The 18,793-nt window shown below is 60.9% G+C and carries 16 protein-coding genes; 6 read left to right on the top strand and 10 right to left on the bottom strand.

Features of this window, described 5'->3' with window-relative positions:
- The first annotated feature begins 38 nt into the window (after positions 1-38).
- Entirely contained in the window at positions 39-1,700 is a 1,662-nt protein-coding gene (locus ACEN8Z_RS11470) for a choline dehydrogenase (protein ID WP_495597698.1), read from the top strand.
- 9 nt (positions 1,701-1,709) lie between these two features.
- The gene (locus ACEN8Z_RS11465; protein ID WP_495597697.1) at positions 1,710-2,774 is read left to right on the top strand and encodes a GlxA family transcriptional regulator; all 1,065 of its coding nucleotides are present in this window, start codon (positions 1,710-1,712) and stop codon (positions 2,772-2,774) included.
- A gap of 1 nt (position 2,775) precedes the next feature.
- Here ACEN8Z_RS11465 and ACEN8Z_RS11460 read toward each other — a convergent pair whose 3' ends face one another.
- Positions 2,776-3,504 carry a class II aldolase and adducin N-terminal domain-containing protein gene (locus ACEN8Z_RS11460; protein ID WP_495597696.1) on the bottom strand — a complete coding sequence of 243 codons (729 nt, stop codon included), beginning with the start codon at positions 3,502-3,504 and terminating at the stop codon, positions 2,776-2,778.
- Positions 3,505-3,842: 338 nt separating this feature from the next.
- Here ACEN8Z_RS11460 and ACEN8Z_RS11455 point away from each other — a divergent pair, with 338 nt between their 5' ends.
- Both ACEN8Z_RS11455 and ACEN8Z_RS11450 read left to right on the top strand, forming a co-directional pair.
- Complete coding sequence (locus ACEN8Z_RS11455; protein WP_495597695.1) at positions 3,843-4,964, top strand: HlyD family secretion protein; 1,122 nt, start codon at positions 3,843-3,845, stop codon at positions 4,962-4,964.
- Entirely contained in the window at positions 4,961-6,553 is a 1,593-nt protein-coding gene (locus tag ACEN8Z_RS11450; protein ID WP_495597694.1) for a DHA2 family efflux MFS transporter permease subunit, read from the top strand. The genes ACEN8Z_RS11455 and ACEN8Z_RS11450 overlap by 4 nt, the downstream gene beginning before the upstream one ends.
- Positions 6,554-6,575: 22 nt before the next feature.
- Here the strand turns inward: ACEN8Z_RS11450 and ACEN8Z_RS11445 are convergent, their stop codons facing one another.
- The 5 genes from ACEN8Z_RS11445 to ACEN8Z_RS11425 all read right to left on the bottom strand — a co-directional run bounded on the left by ACEN8Z_RS11445 (position 6,576) and on the right by ACEN8Z_RS11425 (position 11,330).
- Positions 6,576-7,016, bottom strand: coding sequence for a carboxymuconolactone decarboxylase family protein (locus ACEN8Z_RS11445; protein WP_007999662.1), 441 nt, complete (start codon positions 7,014-7,016; stop codon positions 6,576-6,578).
- 333 nt (positions 7,017-7,349) lie between these two features.
- Positions 7,350-8,792 carry a mechanosensitive ion channel domain-containing protein gene (locus ACEN8Z_RS11440; RefSeq protein WP_495597693.1) on the bottom strand — a complete coding sequence of 481 codons (1,443 nt, stop codon included), beginning with the start codon at positions 8,790-8,792 and terminating at the stop codon, positions 7,350-7,352.
- A gap of 213 nt (positions 8,793-9,005) precedes the next feature.
- Positions 9,006-9,632, bottom strand: a complete 627-nt coding sequence (ycaC, locus tag ACEN8Z_RS11435; protein WP_495597692.1) for an isochorismate family cysteine hydrolase YcaC — start codon at positions 9,630-9,632, stop codon at positions 9,006-9,008.
- Positions 9,633-9,687: 55 nt separating this feature from the next.
- Positions 9,688-10,371, bottom strand: a complete 684-nt coding sequence (locus ACEN8Z_RS11430; protein ID WP_007984214.1) for an isochorismatase family protein — start codon at positions 10,369-10,371, stop codon at positions 9,688-9,690.
- 92 nt (positions 10,372-10,463) lie between these two features.
- Positions 10,464-11,330, bottom strand: a complete 867-nt coding sequence (locus ACEN8Z_RS11425) for a pirin family protein (RefSeq protein ID WP_495597691.1) — start codon at positions 11,328-11,330, stop codon at positions 10,464-10,466.
- Positions 11,331-11,434: 104 nt separating this feature from the next.
- On the opposite strand from ACEN8Z_RS11425, the gene ACEN8Z_RS11420 reads away from it, so the two are divergent.
- Positions 11,435-12,343, top strand: coding sequence for a LysR family transcriptional regulator (locus ACEN8Z_RS11420; RefSeq protein ID WP_495597690.1), 909 nt, complete (start codon positions 11,435-11,437; stop codon positions 12,341-12,343).
- A 298-nt stretch (positions 12,344-12,641) separates the two neighbouring features.
- A complete protein-coding gene (gene dkgB / locus ACEN8Z_RS11415; protein ID WP_495597689.1) occupies positions 12,642-13,445 on the top strand; it encodes a 2,5-didehydrogluconate reductase DkgB in 804 nt (267 codons plus the stop codon).
- Positions 13,446-13,448: 3 nt separating this feature from the next.
- Here dkgB and ACEN8Z_RS11410 read toward each other — a convergent pair whose 3' ends face one another.
- From ACEN8Z_RS11410 to ACEN8Z_RS11395, 4 genes are all read right to left on the bottom strand, one after another.
- Entirely contained in the window at positions 13,449-16,646 is a 3,198-nt protein-coding gene (locus tag ACEN8Z_RS11410) for a transporter substrate-binding domain-containing protein (protein ID WP_495597688.1), read from the bottom strand.
- Positions 16,647-16,676: 30 nt separating this feature from the next.
- Entirely contained in the window at positions 16,677-17,303 is a 627-nt protein-coding gene (locus ACEN8Z_RS11405; RefSeq protein ID WP_007999648.1) for a response regulator transcription factor, read from the bottom strand.
- A gap of 108 nt (positions 17,304-17,411) precedes the next feature.
- Complete coding sequence (locus tag ACEN8Z_RS11400) at positions 17,412-17,813, bottom strand: chemotaxis protein CheY (RefSeq protein WP_495597687.1); 402 nt, start codon at positions 17,811-17,813, stop codon at positions 17,412-17,414.
- 172 nt (positions 17,814-17,985) lie between these two features.
- Positions 17,986-18,702: an MgtC/SapB family protein gene (locus ACEN8Z_RS11395; protein ID WP_007999644.1), complete on the bottom strand. Its 717-nt coding sequence runs from the start codon at positions 18,700-18,702 to the stop codon at positions 17,986-17,988.
- Positions 18,703-18,793 lie beyond the last annotated feature (91 nt).

Genomic DNA, 18,793 nt, shown 5'->3' with positions numbered 1-18,793 from the left:
GACTGACTGATCTGCTTTTTGAGGGAGCCCCCCAAACCATGTCCGATCATGAATTTGATTACCTGATAGTGGGCGCAGGGTCCGCTGGCTGCGTATTGGCCAATCGTCTGGGCGAAGACCCGTCGGTGCGGATTCTGTTGCTGGAGGCCGGTCCGGCGGACCAGAGCTGGACCATCGACATGCCGTCCGCCGTGGGCCTGGTGGTTGGCGGCACGCGCTACAACTGGAGCTACAGCTCCGAGCCGGAGCCGTATCTGGACGGTCGCCGGATCGGCACACCGCGAGGCCGTACACTGGGCGGCTCGTCGTCGATCAATGGCATGGTCTACATCCGTGGCCATGCCCGGGACTACGACGGCTGGGCCGAACAGGGCTGCGACGGCTGGCGTTATCAGGATGTGCTGCCGTATTTCAAGCGTGCGCAAACCCATGCCGATGGCGCGGACGATTACCGCGGCGCGGCAGGCCATCTGCACGTCACCCCAGGCGATACAACGACGCCGTTGTGCGCGGCGTTTCTGGCGGCCGGTGCCGAAGCCGGGTATGGCCTGAGCGATGATCTGAACGGGTATCGTCAGGAAGCCTTTGGCCCTGTGGACCGCACCACCCGCGACGGACGACGCTGGAGCACTGCCCGTGGCTATCTGCGTGAAGCCCTGGCCCGCGGCAATGTGCAGGTGCGCACTGATGCCTTGGCTTTGCGCATTCTGTTCGACGGCAAACGCGCCGTCGGCATTGAGTACGAGCACAATGGCGAGATCCGCCAGGCCTTTGCCCGGCGCGAAGTATTATTGACCGCCGGGGCGATCAACTCGCCGCAACTGTTGCTGCTATCTGGAGTCGGCCCGGCGGCGGAACTGCGGGATCTGGGGATCACGGTCAAACATGATTTGCCCGGTGTTGGCCGGCGCCTCAACGATCACCCGGACACCGTGGTGCAATACCGCTGCAAACAGCCGGTGTCGCTCTACCCGTGGACCACCGCGCCGGGCAAGTGGTGGATCGGCGCACGCTGGTTCGCCACTCACGACGGCCTGGCGGCGAGCAACCACTTCGAAGCCGGGGCGTTCATCCGCTCCCGGGCCGGGATTGAACATCCCGACCTGCAACTGACCTTCATGCCCTTGGCGGTCAAACCCGGCAGCGTCGATCTGGTACCGGGCCATGCGTTCCAGATCCATATCGACCTGATGCGCCCCACCAGTCTGGGTAGCGTCACACTCAACAGCGCCGACCCCAGGCAGCCGCCGCGCATCCTGTTCAATTACCTGAAAACCGAGCAGGATCGAGCCGACATGCGTGCCGGTGCACGGCTGGTGCGCGAGATCATCGCGCAACCGGCCATGGCCGCTTTCCGGGGCGAAGAACTGGTGCCCGGCCCGCAAGCGCAAAGTGATGCAGCACTGGACGCCTGGGCCAGGCAGGTCACGGAAACCGGCTACCATGCCAGCGGCACCTGCAAGATGGGCCCGGCGGGCGATGCCGAAGCCGTGGTCGATGCGCAATTGCGGGTGCATGGCCTCGACGGTTTACGAGTGGTGGACGCGTCGATCATGCCGGTGATCGTCAGTGGCAACACCAATGCGCCGACGGTGATGATTGCGGAAAAGGCCAGCGACCTGATTCGCCGCTTGCCGCCGCTACCCGCCGCCGAGGCACCGGTGTGGATTCATCCACAGTGGCAGACGCAACAACGATAGAGTTCACCCATGAGCAATCAGTCGTCCAATAGCACAGAGGCACCCTTCACCTGGCGGCGCGGCGAGGTCACGCCGCTGCGGGTCGCGGTGTTGTTGATGCCATCGTTTTCCAACTTCGGCCTGGCTGCGGTGCTGGAACCGTTGGCCATTGCCAACTGGCTGACTCAACGCCCCTTGTTCGAGTGGTCGCTGCTGTCCCTGGACGGCCAGCCGGTTCAAGCCAGCAACGGCCTGACCACCGTCGCCAATGACGGATTGAAGGCTGACCAGGGCTTTGATGTGTGCCTGGTGATTGCCAGTTTCGATGTGCACAAACACAGCCGCAATCTGGCGCTCAAGAGCTGGCTGCGCAAGCAGGCGTTGTTCGGCGCCGTGCTGATGGGCGTGGAAACCGGTACTGAACTGCTGGCGGCGGCCGGCGTGCTCGACGGTTACGCAGCCGCCGTGCATTGGGACAATCTGCAAGGGTTTCAGGAGAGTTATCCACGGGTCCACGCCAAGCCACAGCTCTACACGCTGGAACGCCAGCGCATGACGTGCGCCGGCGCCACCAGCACCCTCGACATGCTGCTGGGCTGGATCGGCCAGAGCATCGACAGCGAGCTGGCCCGGGAAATCGGCATGCACCTGCTGATGGGGCCTGTGCGCGCACCCGCCGACCAGCAACTCGATGGCGGCCTGACCAGCACCGGGCTGTACGGCGGCAAGATTCGCCGTGCCATCGGGTTGATGGAGCAAGCCCTGGAAGAACCGCTCGATTGCGAAGCGATTGCCGCTCAGGTCGGCCTGTCGCGACGGCAACTGGAGCGGCAATTCAAGCATCAGACCGGCCTGTCGCCGCTCAAGTACTACATCACCTTGCGCCTGGCCAAGGCCCACAGCCTGCTGCAACAGACGCGCCTGAGCGTCGCGCAAGTGGCGGCCTGTTCCGGGTTCGGTTCACTGGAGCATTTCTCCCGCACCTATCGTGCCCGCTTCGGCTGCCCACCCAGCGAAGACCGCAGCCAGGTCTGGACCGCGCCGGTGATGCGCCAGCCGTTGCGCAAGGAACACCGGCCGCTCGAGGCAGACTAACTCACAGGCGATAACCCGGTTCTTCCTCATCGAGAATGCCCATCAACGCATTGAAATGCTTGTCGGCAAAACCCGGATAGTCGAGCCATTGCCGGCAGGTCTTGCGGGCGATTTCGTCGCTGGCGATGCGCAGTTCACGGCCGGTCGAAAGCGCGGTGATGTAGGTCTCGCAGGCACGCTCGAAGTAATACAGATCGTCAAACGCCTGGGCAATGCTCGGCGCCGCCACCAGTACGCCATGGTTGCCCATCAACAGAATCGGCTTGTCGCCCAGCAGGTGGCTGACCCGTTCGGCCTCGTCGCCTAATCCCATGCCGTCAAAGCCCTCATCGATCACTACGCGTTCGAAAAAGCGCATGCAGTTTTGCTCGATCGGCGGCAGTCGCGAGTCCGCCAGACAGGCCAGCGCCGTCGCATATTTTGAATGGGTATGCAGGATGCAACGGGCATTCGGCTGGTTGCGATGCAAGGCGCTGTGCAGCGCCCAGGCGGTGATGTCCGGCGCGTCCGGGCGATCGAGGCTGGCGGGCTCATCGGCGTTGAGCAGCAGCAAGTCGCTGGCCTTGATCCGCGAGAAATGCGAGCCGTAAGGGTTGATCAAAAACTCCCGACCGTCCCCCGACACCGCAACGCTGAAGTGGTTGGCAATGGACTCGTGCAGATTCAGCCGCGCCGCCCAGCGGAACGCACAGGCCAGTCGGATTCGCAATTGTTCGACAGATAGATTCATCCCCGGCTCCCGGATTCTGATCGTTTGCCTGGCAGTGTAGAGCGACGCCTTGAACGTACTTGACGGGAAACGACACCGATTGCCGCTATCCGGTGAAGATCTAATGTAGGAGCGAGCCTGCTCGCGATAGCGGTGTGCCAAGCTCCATCATCGTTGACTGGATGTCAGCTATCGCGAGCAGGCTCGCTCCTACAGTGGTTCTTCAGTGCAAACAAAATCTCTTTCTCTCTCTGAACCAACCACCTGACGACCGGCAGCAAAAACCATTTGCCACAAAATATTACATACGTCATATTACAACTATCATAATTAACCACAGCTCCAACAGGTAATCCTCCATGACCAGCATGCCCACCGTTGAACCCGACCTGGCTGCCCCGGTGACTGCCGCCAAACCTCCCCTGTTCAAACGCCTGCTGCTGCCAACAGTGGGCATCGCAGCGTTGGTATTGGCCGGTGTATATGGCGCACATTGGTGGAGCGCCGGACGCTTTATCGAAGAAACCGACGATGCCTACATCGGTGGCGATGTGACGGTGATCGGGCCAAAGGTGGCGGGCTATATCGAGGAAGTGCTGGTGGCCGATAACCAGAAGGTCAAGGCTGGCGACGTGCTGATCCGTCTCGACTCACGCGACTACCGTGCCAACCTGGCCAAGGCCGAAGGCGCAGTGGCCGCCCAGGAAGCCTTGCTGGCCAACCTCGACGCCACCGAACAACTGCAACAGGCCGTCATCGGCCAGGCCCGCGCCGGCATCGACGCCGCCGGTGCCGAAGCCACCCGTTCGCGGGATGACGATGCCCGCTACAAAAAACTGGTGATCACCAACGCCGTCTCGGTGGAAAGCGCCCAGCGGGCCAATACCACGTTCAAGACCGCCCAGGCCCAAAGTAACCGCGCCCAAGCTGAACTGCTGGCCGCACAACGCCAGTTGAATGTGATCGACACCCAGAAACAGCAGGCCCGTGCCGCTTTGATACAAGCGAAAGCCGAACGTGATCTGGCGCAATTGAATGTCGGCTACACCGAACTGAAGGCACCGGTTGATGGTGTGATCGGCAATCGCCGGGCTCGGGTCGGTGCCTATGCCCAGGCCGGTTCACAATTGCTCTCGGTGGTGCCGACCAGCGGTCTGTGGGTCGATGCCAACTTCAAGGAAGACCAACTGGCACACATGGTGCCGGGGCAACGGGTGGTGATCCGTGCCGACGTGCTGTCGGGTCAGGAATTCCACGGTCACCTCGACAGCCTCGCTCCTGCCAGCGGTTCGCAATTCAGCGTGTTGCCACCGGAAAACGCCACCGGCAACTTCACCAAGATCGTGCAGCGGGTGCCGGTGCGGATTCACCTCGACCCGGCTGACAGCGTACTCGGCCACCTGCGTCCGGGGCTGTCGGTGACCGCTGAAGTGGACACGCGCAAGGCGCCTGAAGCGCCAGCCGTGGCCAGCGCGCCATGAGCCGCGCCCTCGCCGCCCCGGCGCAGCCGTTCAATGCCGCGAACATGGCGACCGCGACCAAGGTCTTCGCCTTTGCCAGCATGTGCATCGGCATGTTCATTGCGCTGCTGGATATCCAGATTGTCTCGGCTTCGTTGCGTGACATCGGCGGCGGGCTCTCCGCCGGCACCGACGAAACCGCGTGGGTGCAAACCAGTTACCTGATCGCCGAAATCATCGTGATCCCGCTGTCGGGCTGGCTGTCGCGGGTATTTTCGACGCGCTGGCTGTTTTGTGCATCGGCGGTGGGTTTCACCCTGACCAGCCTGCTGTGCGGCGTGGCCTGGAACATCCAGAGCATGATCGCCTTCCGCGCCCTGCAAGGGTTTCTGGGCGGCTCGATGATCCCGCTGGTGTTCACCACCGCGTTCGTATTCTTCACCGGCAAGCAACGGGTGATCGCCGCCGCCACCATCGGCGCGGTGGCGTCCCTGGCACCAACCCTGGGACCGGTGATCGGTGGCTGGATCACCGACATATCGTCCTGGCACTGGCTGTTCTACATCAACCTGGTACCGGGGATTTTCGTCGCGGTCGCCGTGCCGATGCTGGTAAAGATCGACCAGCCGGAACTGTCGCTGCTCAAAGGCGCGGATTACTTGAGCATGGTGTTTCTGGCGCTGTTTCTCGGCTGCCTGGAATACACCCTCGAAGAAGGTCCGCGCTGGAACTGGTTCAGCGACCGCACGATCCTGACCACGGCGTGGATCAGCGGCCTGGCCGGCCTGGCGTTCATCGGCCGGACCCTGCACGTGGCCAACCCGATTGTCGATTTGCGCGCCTTGAAGGATCGCAACTTTGCCCTTGGCTGTTTTTTCTCGTTCGTCACCGGCATCGGCCTGTTCGCCACCATTTACCTGACGCCGCTGTTCCTCGGTCGGGTGCGTGGTTATGGAGCGCTGGACATTGGTCTGGCGGTTTTCTCCACCGGAGTGTTCCAGATCATGGCGATTCCGCTGTACGCCTTTCTGGCCAACCGCGTCGACCTGCGCTGGATCATGATGACCGGCCTTGGGCTGTTCGCGTTATCGATGTGGGATTTCAGCCCGATCACCCATGACTGGGGGGCCAGGGAATTGATGCTGCCGCAAGCTTTTCGCGGGATTGCCCAGCAACTGGCGGTGCCGCCCGCGGTGACGCTGACCCTCGGCGGCCTGGCGCCGGCACGGCTCAAACATGCGTCAGGGTTGTTCAACTTGATGAGAAATCTTGGGGGGGCTATCGGCATCGCAGCGTGTGCGACCATCCTCAACGACCGCACCAACCTGCATTTCACCCGGCTGGCAGAGAACCTCAACAGCACCAACGAGGCGCTCAACCAATGGCTGTCCCAGGTCGGCAACAACTTCACCGCCCTCGGCCAGAGCGGTGACGCCGGGGTCAGCGCCAGCCTGCATCAACTATGGTTGCTGACCTACCGCGAAGCCCAGACACAAACCTATGGCGACGCATTTTTGATGATCATGGTCTGCTTCATCATCGCCACGGCAATGGTGCCCCTGATGCGCAAGGTGCAACCACCGGCCGCGCCGAGTGCCGATGCCCATTGAAGCATCGGCGGATTGTTGAGAATCAGGCCTGAGGCATTTTACGGAAGCCGACCGCCAGGCGGTTCCAGCTGTTGATGGTGCTGATGGCGACGGTCAGGTCAACCATTTCCTTGGGCGTGAACTGCGCGCTGACCGCTTCGTAGTCTTCGTCCGGAGCGTGGGTCAGGCTGAGCTGGGTCAGGGATTCGGTCCACAGCAGCGCAGCGCGTTCACGCTCGGTGAAGAACGGCGCCTCGCGCCAGGCCGTCACGGCGAACAGACGACGCGGGGTTTCGCCACCCTTGATCGCATCGGCGGTGTGCATGTCGATGCAAAAGGCACAGCCGTTGATCTGCGAGGCGCGCAGCTTGACCAGTTCGACCAGGTTTTTTTCCAGCGGCAGTTTGGAAACAGCCGTTTCCAGGGCAATCATGGCTTTGAGGGCGTCGGGGCTGGCGGTGTAAAAATCGATACGCGATTGCATGGTGTGCTCCAGGGCAAGTGGGTGTGTCGCTACGTTAGTCCCTCGGCCGGAATACACAAATAGCCAATTTTTCAGATGTCGAGGAGGCCACTGGCGGTGCCTTCTTGAAAGAAAGTGCTATTTGAGAATTGCTCGCAGAGCTCAGCCGCTATCGCTCTGGCGTTGTGCACTGCCATCCCGATGTGGTGGATTTGCCGGTGTGATGGGCTTCACTCTTCGTTTTTGCTGAATTCACTGCCGCCATCGCGAGCAGGCTCGCTCCCACATTTGACCGCATTCCCCTGTGGGAGCGAGCCTGCTCGCGAACCGCGAAGCGGCCATTCATCACTGGATTCAAGCCCGATTGCGCAACCACTGCAGAAACCCCTTCTTCTTCACTACCACCGGCAAGTCCTGGGTAAGCGATTTCGCTTTTTGCAGCCGGTAATCGAGCAAGGCCTTCATTGCATTGTTGATGTCGTGACGGGCGTCCAGGCACGGCTTGAGGTATGACTTTTCGATACGGTACAGGCCACAGAATGTCTTGGCGGTAAACTGCGCAGGCAGCGCGCTGTCAGTGAGAATACCCGCCTCGCCGATCACCTCCCCCGGCCCCATGCGTCCGGATTCGTATGGCGCTCCGTGGCGCATCAAGGTCACCGAAATCACGCCGGACTCGATAATGAACAAGTGATCGCTGACCTCCCCCGCTTCCAGAATCACCTCCCCGGCGCGAAAAGTTTGCAGGGTCATGTTCTGGCTGAACGTGTCTTTCTCTTCCTGACGCAGGGTGGAGAAAATCGGCGAGCTGTCCAGCAACGCCCGTTTCCGTGTCGAATTGATTGGCGGGCTGGGTTCCACGCTCGACAGCAGGTTGACGCCGGACGCCTGCAAGTGCCGGTAGGCCAGGTCGAACAGTTGATTGCGCACCGAACGCTTCTCGTCCATCGACGCGACGAATCCGCTGATTTCATAGACCACGCCGGTGTTGCTGGCACTTTTCAGGCCGACACTCGGCGAGGGTGTATCCAGCAGCGCACGGCAGCCTTGCATGGCCCGCTCCAAGGCCTCGATCACGGTGTTCGGCCGCGCATGCGGGCTCACTTCCAGGGAGACAGAGATTCCGAACATATCGCTCGGCCGACTGAAATTGATGATCTTGGCCTTGGCTGCCAGGGAGTTGGGTATGACCGCCATGCAACCCTGGGAGGTTTGCAGGCGCGTGGCGCGCCAGTCGATGTCGGTGACCCGGCCTTCCATGCCGTCTATGGAGATGTAGTCATCCAGTTGATAGGGTTTGGTGGTGTTCAGGACGATCCCGGAAAACACATCGCTGAGGGTACTTTGCAAGGCCAGGCCGACAATGATCGCCAACGCACCGGACGTCGCCAGCACCCCCTTGACCGGTAGATCGAGTACGTAGGCCAGGGCGGCAATGATCGCGATCAGGAAAATCACCGCACCGAGCAAATCCTGAAGCAATCGCCCGGTATGCCCGACCCGTTGCATCATCACCGCGCCGATCAGCACGGTCAGGGTCCGCGCGCCGAACAACCACCAGCCGATCTGCAACCCGGTGGCCGCCAGGTGCAACGCTACGTTGTCGGCCCAGGGCGGCGGCTCCATCGGGTTCAGGCCTTCGTTGAACAACAGCAGGCTGAACAACGAAAAAATCACCACCCGCACCAGCAGCCGCCAGGCACTGCCAAGGGCGCTGAGCAAGTACCACAAACCAAGATCGATCAGGATCAGCGCCATTGCGCAGATCAGCGGGTGTTCGGTGAGCAATGACAGCATCAAGCAACTCCAGCCAGGGCCAATAACGCAAAGATCGCATGGATTGGCCTTAGTGTAGGAGCAATTGATTTCACTGGATTCTTCAATCGCCACAAAAACAAATGTGGGAGCGAGCTTGCTCGCGATGGCGGTGTGTCAGCCAACAAAAATGCTGAAAGTGAATCCGTCTTCGCGAGCAAGCCCGCTCCCACAGGGGGATGCGTGATGCCGAATTTACTTGCTGTTGGCCAGCGTGTTGTAGCTGGTCATCAGGTTGCGGTAATCCGGAATGTGGTTGGAGAACAGCGTGGCCAACCCTTCTATGTCGTTGCGCCAGTCACGGTGCAGTTCACAGGCCAGGCCGAACCAGGTCATCAATTGCGCACCCTCAGCGGTCATACGGCTCCACGACGAATCGCGGGTCAGTTCATTGAACGTGCCGGAGGCGTCGGTGACCACGAACACTTCAAAACCTTCGGCCAGCGCCGAAAGTGCCGGGAACGCCACGCACACTTCTGTCACTACGCCAGCGATGATCAGTTGTTTCTTGCCGGTGGCCTTGACCGCCTTGACGAAGTCTTCGTTGTCCCAGGCGTTGATCTGGCCCGGGCGGGCAATGTACGGCGCGTCCGGAAAGAGCGCCTTGAGCTCCGGCATCAGGGGGCCGTTGGGGCCGGTGTCGAAACTGGTGGTGAGGATGGTCGGCAGCTTGAAGTACTTGGCCAGGTCGGCCAGGGCCAGCACGTTGTTCTTGAAACGATCCGGTTCGATGTCGCGCACCAATGACAGCAGACCCGCCTGATGATCAACCATCAAAACCGCGGCGTTGTTCTTGTCGAGACGCTTGTAGGAAGTACTCATTGCAGTAGTCCTCGCATGATATCGATGCCGAGTGAGATCGGCGTGGGGTAACCGGTTAGCGCTGGGAGTCCAGTGCCTCGTGTTCGCTCGCCACTTGCTGAGCCTTGAGGTAGCTCTCGATCAGCAATTGATAATGCGGCATGGCCTGGGCGTAGACAGCGGCCCACTGCTCGGCATCCGGACGGTTCCACGAGCCTTGCAGCTCAGAAAGCGTAGCCATGATGTCGATCGGCACCACCCCTGCCTGGGACAAACGGGCAACAGTCAGATCAGTGGCCAGTTTCGAGTGGTTGCCGGAGGCGTCGACCACCGCAAACACCTTGTAGCCTTCATGCACGGCGGCGATGGACGGGAACGCCAGGCACACACTGGTCAAGGTGCCGGCGATCACCAGGGTTTTCTTGCCGGTGGCTTTGACCGCCGCGTGAAACTCCGGGTTGTCCCAGGCGTTGATTTCACCTTTGCGCGCCACGTATTGCGCATGGGGCGCGGCTTCGTGAATCTCCGGAATCAGCGGCCCGTTCGGTCCCTGGGGAACGGAAGCGGTGGTGATCACCGGCATTTTCAGCAGGGTCGCGGCCTTGGCCAGGGCAATGGCGTTGGCGCGCAGTTGTGGCACGTCCATGTCCTTGACGATCTGGAACAGTCCGCTCTGATGGTCGATCAACAACATGGCGGCATCGTTGGGGTCGATGGTCGGTTTCTGGCCGTTGAAATTGGCCGCGTTGACGGTACTCATGTGTGTTTCCTCTTTATTACAGGCAACAGCCATCCCTGGCCTCGGACCGGCCTACGCATCCTGTGTAGAACGGGTTGTTGAAACGGAACGGGTTAAGCGTGCATCCGGCCGAAGCGACCGGACTGGAAGTCGGCGAAGGCCTGGTGGATTTCTTGCTCGGTGTTCATCACGAACGGTCCGTGGCCGACGATCGGCTCGTCGATCGGCTCGCCGCTGAGCAGCAGCACCACTGCGTCTTCGCCGGCTTCAAGGGTCATTTGATCGCCCTTGCGCTCGAACAGGGCCAGTTGCCCTTGGCGCACCGATTCCAGGCCGTTGACCTGAACGGTGCCGCGCAGGACCACCAGTGCGGTGTTACGCCCTTCATGCAGATCAAGAGTGAGCAACTTGCCGGCATTCAAACGAATGTCCCACACGTCGACCGGGGTGAAAGTGCGCGCCGGGCCCTTGTGACCGTCGAACTCACCGGCGATCAGGCGCAGGCTGCCGGCGTTGTCCTGCAAGGCGATGCCCGGGATGTCGCGGTCGAGAATCGTCTGGTAGCCGGGGTCGGCCATTTTGTCCCTGGCCGGCAGGTTGACCCACAGTTGCACCATCTCCAGGGTGCCACCGCTTTTGGCGAAACCTTCGGAGTGAAACTCTTCATGCAGGATCCCCGAGCCAGCGGTCATCCATTGCACATCGCCGGGGCCGATCTTGCCGCCACTGCCGGTGGAGTCCTGATGCTCCAGTTCGCCCTTGTAAACGATAGTCACGGTTTCGAAGCCACGATGGGGATGCTGACCAACGCCACGTCGTTCGGTGGTTGGGGTGAATTCAGCGGGGCCGGCGTGATCCAGCAACAGGAACGGGCTGATGTGTTTGCCCAGGTTGTCGTAGGAAAACAGCGTGCGAACCGGAAAACCGTCGCCAACCCAATGGGTCCGTGGACTGGTGTAGATACCGATGATGTTCTTCATGGTGTCTCCTGATGAGGTGAGTGAAGCCATGGACAAAGCTTAAAACCGTGACCTTTGCTGCGCTAGACTGCAAAAATCAGCTTTAGCGTTCTATTTGGAGAACGATGGTGGAAGACCTCAACACCCTCTATTACTTCACCCAGGTGGTGGAGCATCACGGTTTCGCCGCGGCCGGCCGAGCGTTGGACATGCCAAAGTCCAAGCTCAGCCGCCGCATCGCCGAACTTGAAGAACGCCTTGGTGTGCGCTTGCTGCACCGCACCAGTCGGCATTGTTCTTTGACGGAAATCGGCCAGGCCTATTACCAGCGCTGCCTGGCCATGCGGGTGGAGGCGGAAAGCGCCGCCGAACTGATCGAGCGCAACCGCTCCGAGCCCCAGGGCCTGGTGCGTATCAGTTGCCCGACGGCGCTGCTCAATTCCTGGGTCGGACCGATGCTGACCCGCTACATGCTCAAGTACCCCTTGGTGGAGTTGTTCATCGAGAGCACCAACCGCCGGGTCGACCTGATTCACGAAGGCTTCGACATTGCCCTGCGGGTGCGCTTCCCCCCACTGGAAAACACCGACATGGTGATGAAGGTCCTGGGCAACAGCACCCAGAGCGTGGTCGGCAGCCCGGCCTTTGTCTCGCGCCTGTCGACACCGGCCTCCCCGGCCGACCTCAGCGGCTTGCCGAGCCTGCACTGGGGTGCGGCGCAACGCGAATATCAGTGGGAACTGTTCGGTGCCGATGGCAGTACCGCGATGATTCGTCACGCGCCGAGGATGGTCACCGATGACCTTTTGGCCCTGCGCCATGCGGCGGTTGCCGGGATCGGCATCGTGCACCTGCCCAGCGTGGTGGTGCGCGATGAAATTGCCACCGGTCAACTGGTGGAACTGGTGCCGGGCTGGGCACCGAAAAGCGGTGTCATCCATGCGATCTTCCCCTCGCGTCGGGGCTTGCTGCCTTCAGTACGCACGTTGATCGACTTTCTCGGGGAAGAATTCAGCCGCAGTGATATTGCCTGATGGCAGCGGCGAGTTTTGAGCGACAAGCGGCAAGTTGATTGGGGCCAGGGGTAAGGCTTCAAAACCGCGGCGCCCCCATCGCGAGCAAGCTCGCTCCCACATTGGATTTGCGTTCACCACAAATCCCCTGTGGGAGCGAGCTTGCTCGCGATGGGGGCGGATCAGACACCATCCCCCAACCAGACTGCCGATGATTTTTGACTTACGGTAAACATTGCTTTGCCGCTCCAGCGGTTTTTCTCACGGATGCAGGCGCGGATACTCGCGCCCATTCCCACTGCAACCTCTGGAGTCATTGATGTCTATTCCCCCATTCGGTCTGGGTACGTTTCGCTTGCAAGGCCAGGTGGTCATCGATTCGGTGAGCACCGGCCTTGCGCTCGGCTACCGGGCGATCGATACCGCGCAAATCTACGAGAACGAAGCCGAAGTCGGCACGGCAATCGCCGCCAGCGGCATCGCCCGGGAAGAACTGTTCGTCACCAGCAAGGTCTGGGTCGCCAACCTGGCCGGTGATCGTCTGATCGACAGCCTGAAAGAAAGCCTGCGCAAACTGCGGACCGACTACCTGGACCTGACCCTGATCCACTGGCCGTCGCCGGACGATCAAGTGCCTGTCGCAGAATTCATGGGTGCCCTGCTCGAAGCCAAACACCTGGGCCTGACCCGGCAGATCGGCGTGTCCAACTTCACCATCGACCTGATGAAGCAAGCGATTGCAGCCATCGGTGCCGAGCACATCGCCACCCACCAGATCGAACTGCACCCGTACCTGCAAAACCGCAACGTCGTCGCCTTCGCGCAGCGCCAAGGCATCGGTATCACGTCATACATGACCCTGGCGTACGGTGAAGTCCTCAAGGACCCGCTCATCCAGCAGATCGCCGAACGCCTGCAAGCGACGCCGGCTCAGGTCACCCTGGCCTGGGCCATGCAATCGGGTTACGCCGTGATCCCGTCGTCCACTCGCCGGGCCAACCTTGAAAGCAACTTGAAGGCTCGCGAGCTGACCTTGAGCGAAGCCGACATGGCCTTGATCGCAACGCTGGATCGCGGCCACCGGCTGACCAGCCCAAAAGGCATCGCGCCGAACTGGGATTGAGCCTCAACCCTGCTCGAGACGCTGGTCCAGGCGGGCCATGGCATGCTGCAACTGGTCGACGGCGTCGTCGATCAGTGCCGCGCGACCGTCATTGCACGCCCGCTCCAGTTGTTCGCAACACTCGACCAGGCCAAGCGCTCGCACCATCAGCGCCCCGCCCTTGATCCGGTGTGCCAGCGCCTGTAAACCCGGGCGATTGTCGCCAGCGTGAAAGGCCAGCAAATGCCCGCGATCCTCGCGGTTGGTCAGCGCCAGATCGCGCAGCAGTTGATCGATCAGTTCACGGTCCGAATCCGCATAGCGTTCCAGCCCGCTCAAATCGAACTCGGCGAAGCCAGGGTTCTCGATTGCCGCTGAGGGGGCGCTGGAAAACCGCTGGGCCAGCCACGCCTGCAAATCCACCAGGCGAATGGGTTTGAACAGGCAATCATCCATGCCCGCCGCCCGACACCGGGCCTTCTCCTCGGCCTGCGCATTGGCGGTAAAGCCCAGAATCAGCGTCGGCGACAGGCGCTGCACCTGCTCTTGCTCACGTATCGCGCCCGCCAACTCGTAACCGCTGAGCACCGGCATGTTGCAGTCGGTGATGACCAGCTCGAACCCCTGCCCGCGCCATTGTTCAAGCCCCTGTGCCCCGTCTTCAGCCAGCACCACGCGATGGCCCAGGTAGCTCAGCTGCCGCGAAAGCAAAAGACGATTGGCCGGATAATCGTCGACCACCAGAATCGACAACGCCCGGGTCATAAGCTGCTCCGGCCCCTGGGACACCACTTCGACCGGCAAAGCCTGCAGGACGGGCAGCACCAGGCTGAGGTCCACCCGTGTGCCGCGCCCAAGCTCACTGTCGAGTTGCAACCGGCCTCCCATCATTTCGCACAGGGTACGACTGATAACCAGGCCCAGGCCGGAACCTTGCCGGGCCGTCTGCTGGCTGTTGCCCGCCTGCACGAACGAACTGAACAGGCGTTGCTGGTCAAGAGCGCTGATACCAATGCCGCTGTCCTCGATCTGTACGCTGACGGCGAGGTGCGCCGGGGCTTGAGGCCGTACTCGCAGCGTCAGGCTCACCTGGCCTTCCCGGGTGAACTTGATCGCATTGCTCAGCAGATTGGACAGCACCTGTTTGAAGCGCGTGGGATCGAGCATCACATCACAGTCGCTGTGTTCGTCGAGATCGACCCGCCACTGCAGATTCTTCTGCACCGCCAACCCTTCGAAAACCCGGCAGACCGACATCACCAGCGCGTGCAGATTGACCCGCTCCGGCGTCAGCGACAAATGCCCGGATTCGATCCGGGCGACGTCCAGAATGTCGCCGATCAACTCCAGCAACTGCTGCCCGGCGTTGGACGCCAACTCGATGGCGGCGCGGTCGGTCTCCCCTTCATCGGCCCGTTTCAGCGCCAGTTCGAGCATGCCGATCAATGCGTTCATCGGTGTGCGGATTTCATGGCTCATGGTGGCCAGGAACGTGGTCTTGGCCCGGTTGGCGTCGTCCGCCGCGTCCTTGGCTTCCTGCAATTGCCCCAGCAATTGCTGACGCTGGCGAATCTGACGCCGCTGCCAGACGATCCCGGCCAACGCGAGCAACAGCAAGACACCCGCCACCGCAAACGCCTGCAAGATCGGTTGCCGGTGTCGCAGCCAGTAACTCTGCTCGACCATCGAGTCATAGCGCCAGGGTTGGGTCAGTTCGTCAATTTCTTCGGGCGGGATGCTCAACAGCGCCTTGTCCAGGATCGAATGCAGCTCGGTGGCCTCGCGACTGGTTGCCAGGGTGCTGCGGGCGGGGTCGGTGCCCACGGTGCTGGTCACTTGCAGGCGATCGCGATACTGCCGGGAAATCAGGTAACGGGCGCTGATCAACGAGTTGATGCCGCCATGGGCCTTGCCCTGGGCAACCATTTCCATGGTGTCCGTCGACAATGGCGCATCCACCGGCTGGATCAGCGGGTAATGCTGGCGAAGGTACTCGCCGGCAATGTTGCCCTGGGTCAGCGCCAGCGTTTTTCCCGCCATGTCATCCAGCGTTCTGGGGCTGTCCGCGGCCACGCGGGTCACCAGCACCGACGGGCTGCTCAGGAACGCGCGGGTGAACAGCAATTCATCTTCACGCTGGGAACTGAGACCGATACCGGCCAGTACATCGATCTGCCCGCTCTTGATGCCGGTCATCATCTCGGTCACTGATTTCATGCCCTGGATGTCAAATTGCAACCCGGTGCGCGAAGTGATTTTCGCCAGCACATCGACGCCGATACCGCGAAACTTGCCTTCGCTGTCGACAAATGAAATCGGCGGGATGTTTTCGTTGATCGCGACCCTCACCCGCGGGTGGCGTTCGAGCCAGTGCTGTTCGGCCACGCTCAATTGCAATGACTGGGTGCCGGGGATAGACACTCCGTTTGCCCCCCAACGACGCAGGATGTTCATTTGTTTATTGGTGGGGATGACCGCCAGCGCCTTGTTGACGATGCGCAACAGCGAATCGTTGTCGCGGGCCATCGCAAAGGCAAAACGCCCGGACTCCATGGGCGAGAAGTCCGTCAGGTGCACATTGTCCAGGTAATTCTTGCTGATCAGATAATGGGCATTGATCGCATCGCCCAGATAGACATCGGCCTGGCCGAACGCCACGGCGCCCATCGCCGCCAGTGTCGAGGGAAACAGCTGGACCTGCGCTTTGGAATAGAACTGTTGCACGCTGTATTCGGGCAGGTAGTGATACAGCATCGCCAGCCGCTTGCCGGCCAGTGTCGGGTCGAGCACCGGAGGGAAATCGGTGCGGGTGACCAGCACCGGTTGATCGACCGCGTACGCGCTGGACATCTGTAGCTGCGGATCTTCGGCTTCAAATCGATTGGCCGTTCCCAGCAGGTCTGCCTGCCCTTCCTTGATGGCCTGCACTGCGTCGGCCCGCGACGGATAACATTGAACCTCGATGACAACGTTCAACAACTGTTCGAGCAACCCGGCGTAATCGGCTGTCACGCCTTCGAACACCCTGCCCGCGGTGTTGAACTCGAAGGGGGGATAGTCCGGCGACGAGACAGCCAGCACCAATCGCCCCTTTTGCTGCAACCAGCGCAACTCGGTTTCCGACAACCTGACGCTCATGCCTTCGGCACTTGAGCGTCCCAACAGGGTCAACGACTGCTGGGCACAGACCGTCGATGCCCAGAGAAGAAGGCCAATCAGCATCCCACCTGCCAGTCGTCGGAGTGCGTTCATTCAGATCAAATGATTGCGCAGGGCGAAATCCCTCAAGTGCACCGACGAGCTCACGTTGAGCTTGAGGATGAGTCGGGTCTTGTAGGTACTGACGGTCTTGTAGCTCAGGTGCATGATCTCGGCGATTTCCAGGTTTTTCGACCCCCGGGCCAGGTACTGCAGAATGGTCAACTCACGATTGGAGAGCCTGTCGATCAACTGCTTTTCACTGCGTTGCAACTCCCCCATCGACACGGAACTCGAAGGAATCTGGGCGAAATAGGTATAGCCTTTCATCACGCAGTTCACCGCCGCCCTCAAGTCATCCAGATCCTTGCTCTTGGAAACATAGGCAAGAGCCCCGGCACGCCTGCAGCGGTCCTGATAAAACTGGGCCTCCAGCGAGGTGAACACCACCACGCGGCATGACGTGACCTCGGCCTTGATGCGATCCATCACCTCAAGCCCCGCCACACCGGGAAGGCCCAGATCAAGCAGCACGACATCCGGTTGATGCTGCCGGATCAACGACAAGACCTCATCGCCACGGGAAGCCTCGTAAATCTGCTCGAACCCTTCTTTATTGAGTACGAGTGTGATCATGGAGCGAACCACCGGATGATCTTCCACAATCAGTGCTGACTTCATGACAACTCCCGTGCAAACCAACACGATCGGGCAAAAAATGCCCTCCAGGCACTGCAGCGGTTGGGCACAACGCTGCGCATAGACTTTTGCATGGATGGCTGGAAAGAACTACCTGACAGAAATGACAGTTCCGACGAACGGTAGCCGAGGATCGACGACGCTCATCAACTGCGTGATTGACGCCAGGTCCGGCAGAGCGGCCTGGCTGACCTGGACATTGCCCGCGACGGGCGGCAACGGCGCCTGCTGTTCATTGAAGATAAAGGCGTGATGAACCTGCGGGTTGTCGGCAAGGAAACCGAACAGGTCCAGCGCTCCGCCGGCCATCGCTGCATTGACGAGCACCAGATCCAGAGGCTCGCAACCGTACTCCACCAGTGCAAGGAGCTCGTCGAGGCTGTGCACCGGTGCAACGCGAAAGTAGCCAAGCTGGTTGAACAGCCGCTCGATCCGCAGGCGGTTGAAGTGCTGCGCATCGGCGATCAGGATGCGCAAGGATTTGTTCGGCAAGGTGACCTCCAAAAGGATGTCGGTTTCAAGAGGTCGCAAAGCCTACGGAAGACCGCCCTAGGTTTATGTAGGAATATTCCTAAATAAATGCTGGTTATTCTGGCTCTTGATTGGAAAACGCAAAACCGCCTCAAGGCTTCGCCAACGACTCTCTGCCCCTGAAACCCTGGCTTTACTCCGTGGTACTCGGACTCCAGAACGCCTGCACCACCAGGGTCGACGTCGAAATCCGTGCCACCAGTGCATCCAGTTCATCACCATCGACCGAGGTGGTCGCCAGGGTGGCTTCGATTTCAATTTCATCGGTGCCGAAGGCATGCACATCGACATCGCTGGCCGGATAGTTGCTGCGCTCCAGTTCGGCTTCGAGCAAGGCCAGCACGGTTTTTTGCTGCGTACGCCGGGCAATGACATAGACGATGTTGGTGACTTCTGCGGAAATCACATCCAGCGGCTGACGGTTGATGTTGTTGACGATCGGTCGCAGCAAGGTGTTGGCCGCGAGCACGAACAGCGTGCCGAGCAACGCTTCGGCCAGCAGGTCGGCACCGGCGCAGGCACCGACTGCCGCCGAGGTCCAGAGCGTCGCGGCAGTATTGAGGCCGCGCACATTACCCTCTTCGCGCATGATCACCCCGGCACCGAGAAAACCGATGCCGGAAACCACGTAGGCCACGACCCGCACGGCGCCTTCGGCACCGGCGAGCCGGTTGGCCATATCGACGAAAATCGCCGCGCCCACCGCCACCAGCACGTTGGTGCGCAGGCCGGCGGTGCGTTGCCGGTACTGACGCTCGAAACCGATCAGGCCACCGAGGATGAATGCCGCGCTGAGGCTGACCAGGGTGTCGAGCAGGGAGGTCAGGTTGAGGTTGTTGATGGCTTGCATGATGAATCCCTTGAAAAACACACGATCCCCTGTAGGAGCGAGCTTGCTCGCGATGGTCTCAAGAGCGCCGCGTTTAGCCAGTAAACACGCG

The sequence above is a fragment of the Pseudomonas sp. Pseusp10 genome (assembly GCF_059492225.1).
The sequence above is the reverse complement of the archived record's forward strand: the minus strand, read 5'-3'. Positions and strand labels throughout refer to the sequence as shown.

Bases quoted from the DNA above. Each gene is read 5' to 3' on its own strand.
- ACEN8Z_RS11470 (WP_495597698.1), top strand. From the start codon at position 39: ATGTCCGATCATGAATTTGATTACCTGATAGTGGGCGCAGGGTCCGCT.
- ACEN8Z_RS11465 (WP_495597697.1), top strand. From the start codon at position 1,710: ATGAGCAATCAGTCGTCCAATAGCACAGAGGCACCCTTCACCTGGCGG.
- ACEN8Z_RS11460 (WP_495597696.1), bottom strand. From the start codon at position 3,504: ATGAATCTATCTGTCGAACAATTGCGAATCCGACTGGCCTGTGCGTTC.
- ACEN8Z_RS11455 (WP_495597695.1), top strand. From the start codon at position 3,843: ATGACCAGCATGCCCACCGTTGAACCCGACCTGGCTGCCCCGGTGACT.
- ACEN8Z_RS11450 (WP_495597694.1), top strand. From the start codon at position 4,961: ATGAGCCGCGCCCTCGCCGCCCCGGCGCAGCCGTTCAATGCCGCGAAC.
- ACEN8Z_RS11445 (WP_007999662.1), bottom strand. From the start codon at position 7,016: ATGCAATCGCGTATCGATTTTTACACCGCCAGCCCCGACGCCCTCAAA.
- ACEN8Z_RS11440 (WP_495597693.1), bottom strand. From the start codon at position 8,792: ATGCTGTCATTGCTCACCGAACACCCGCTGATCTGCGCAATGGCGCTG.
- ycaC (WP_495597692.1), bottom strand. From the start codon at position 9,632: ATGAGTACTTCCTACAAGCGTCTCGACAAGAACAACGCCGCGGTTTTG.
- ACEN8Z_RS11430 (WP_007984214.1), bottom strand. From the start codon at position 10,371: ATGAGTACCGTCAACGCGGCCAATTTCAACGGCCAGAAACCGACCATC.
- ACEN8Z_RS11425 (WP_495597691.1), bottom strand. From the start codon at position 11,330: ATGAAGAACATCATCGGTATCTACACCAGTCCACGGACCCATTGGGTT.
- ACEN8Z_RS11420 (WP_495597690.1), top strand. From the start codon at position 11,435: ATGGTGGAAGACCTCAACACCCTCTATTACTTCACCCAGGTGGTGGAG.
- dkgB (WP_495597689.1), top strand. From the start codon at position 12,642: ATGTCTATTCCCCCATTCGGTCTGGGTACGTTTCGCTTGCAAGGCCAG.
- ACEN8Z_RS11410 (WP_495597688.1), bottom strand. From the start codon at position 16,646: ATGCTGATTGGCCTTCTTCTCTGGGCATCGACGGTCTGTGCCCAGCAG.
- ACEN8Z_RS11405 (WP_007999648.1), bottom strand. From the start codon at position 17,303: ATGAAGTCAGCACTGATTGTGGAAGATCATCCGGTGGTTCGCTCCATG.
- ACEN8Z_RS11395 (WP_007999644.1), bottom strand. From the start codon at position 18,702: ATGCAAGCCATCAACAACCTCAACCTGACCTCCCTGCTCGACACCCTG.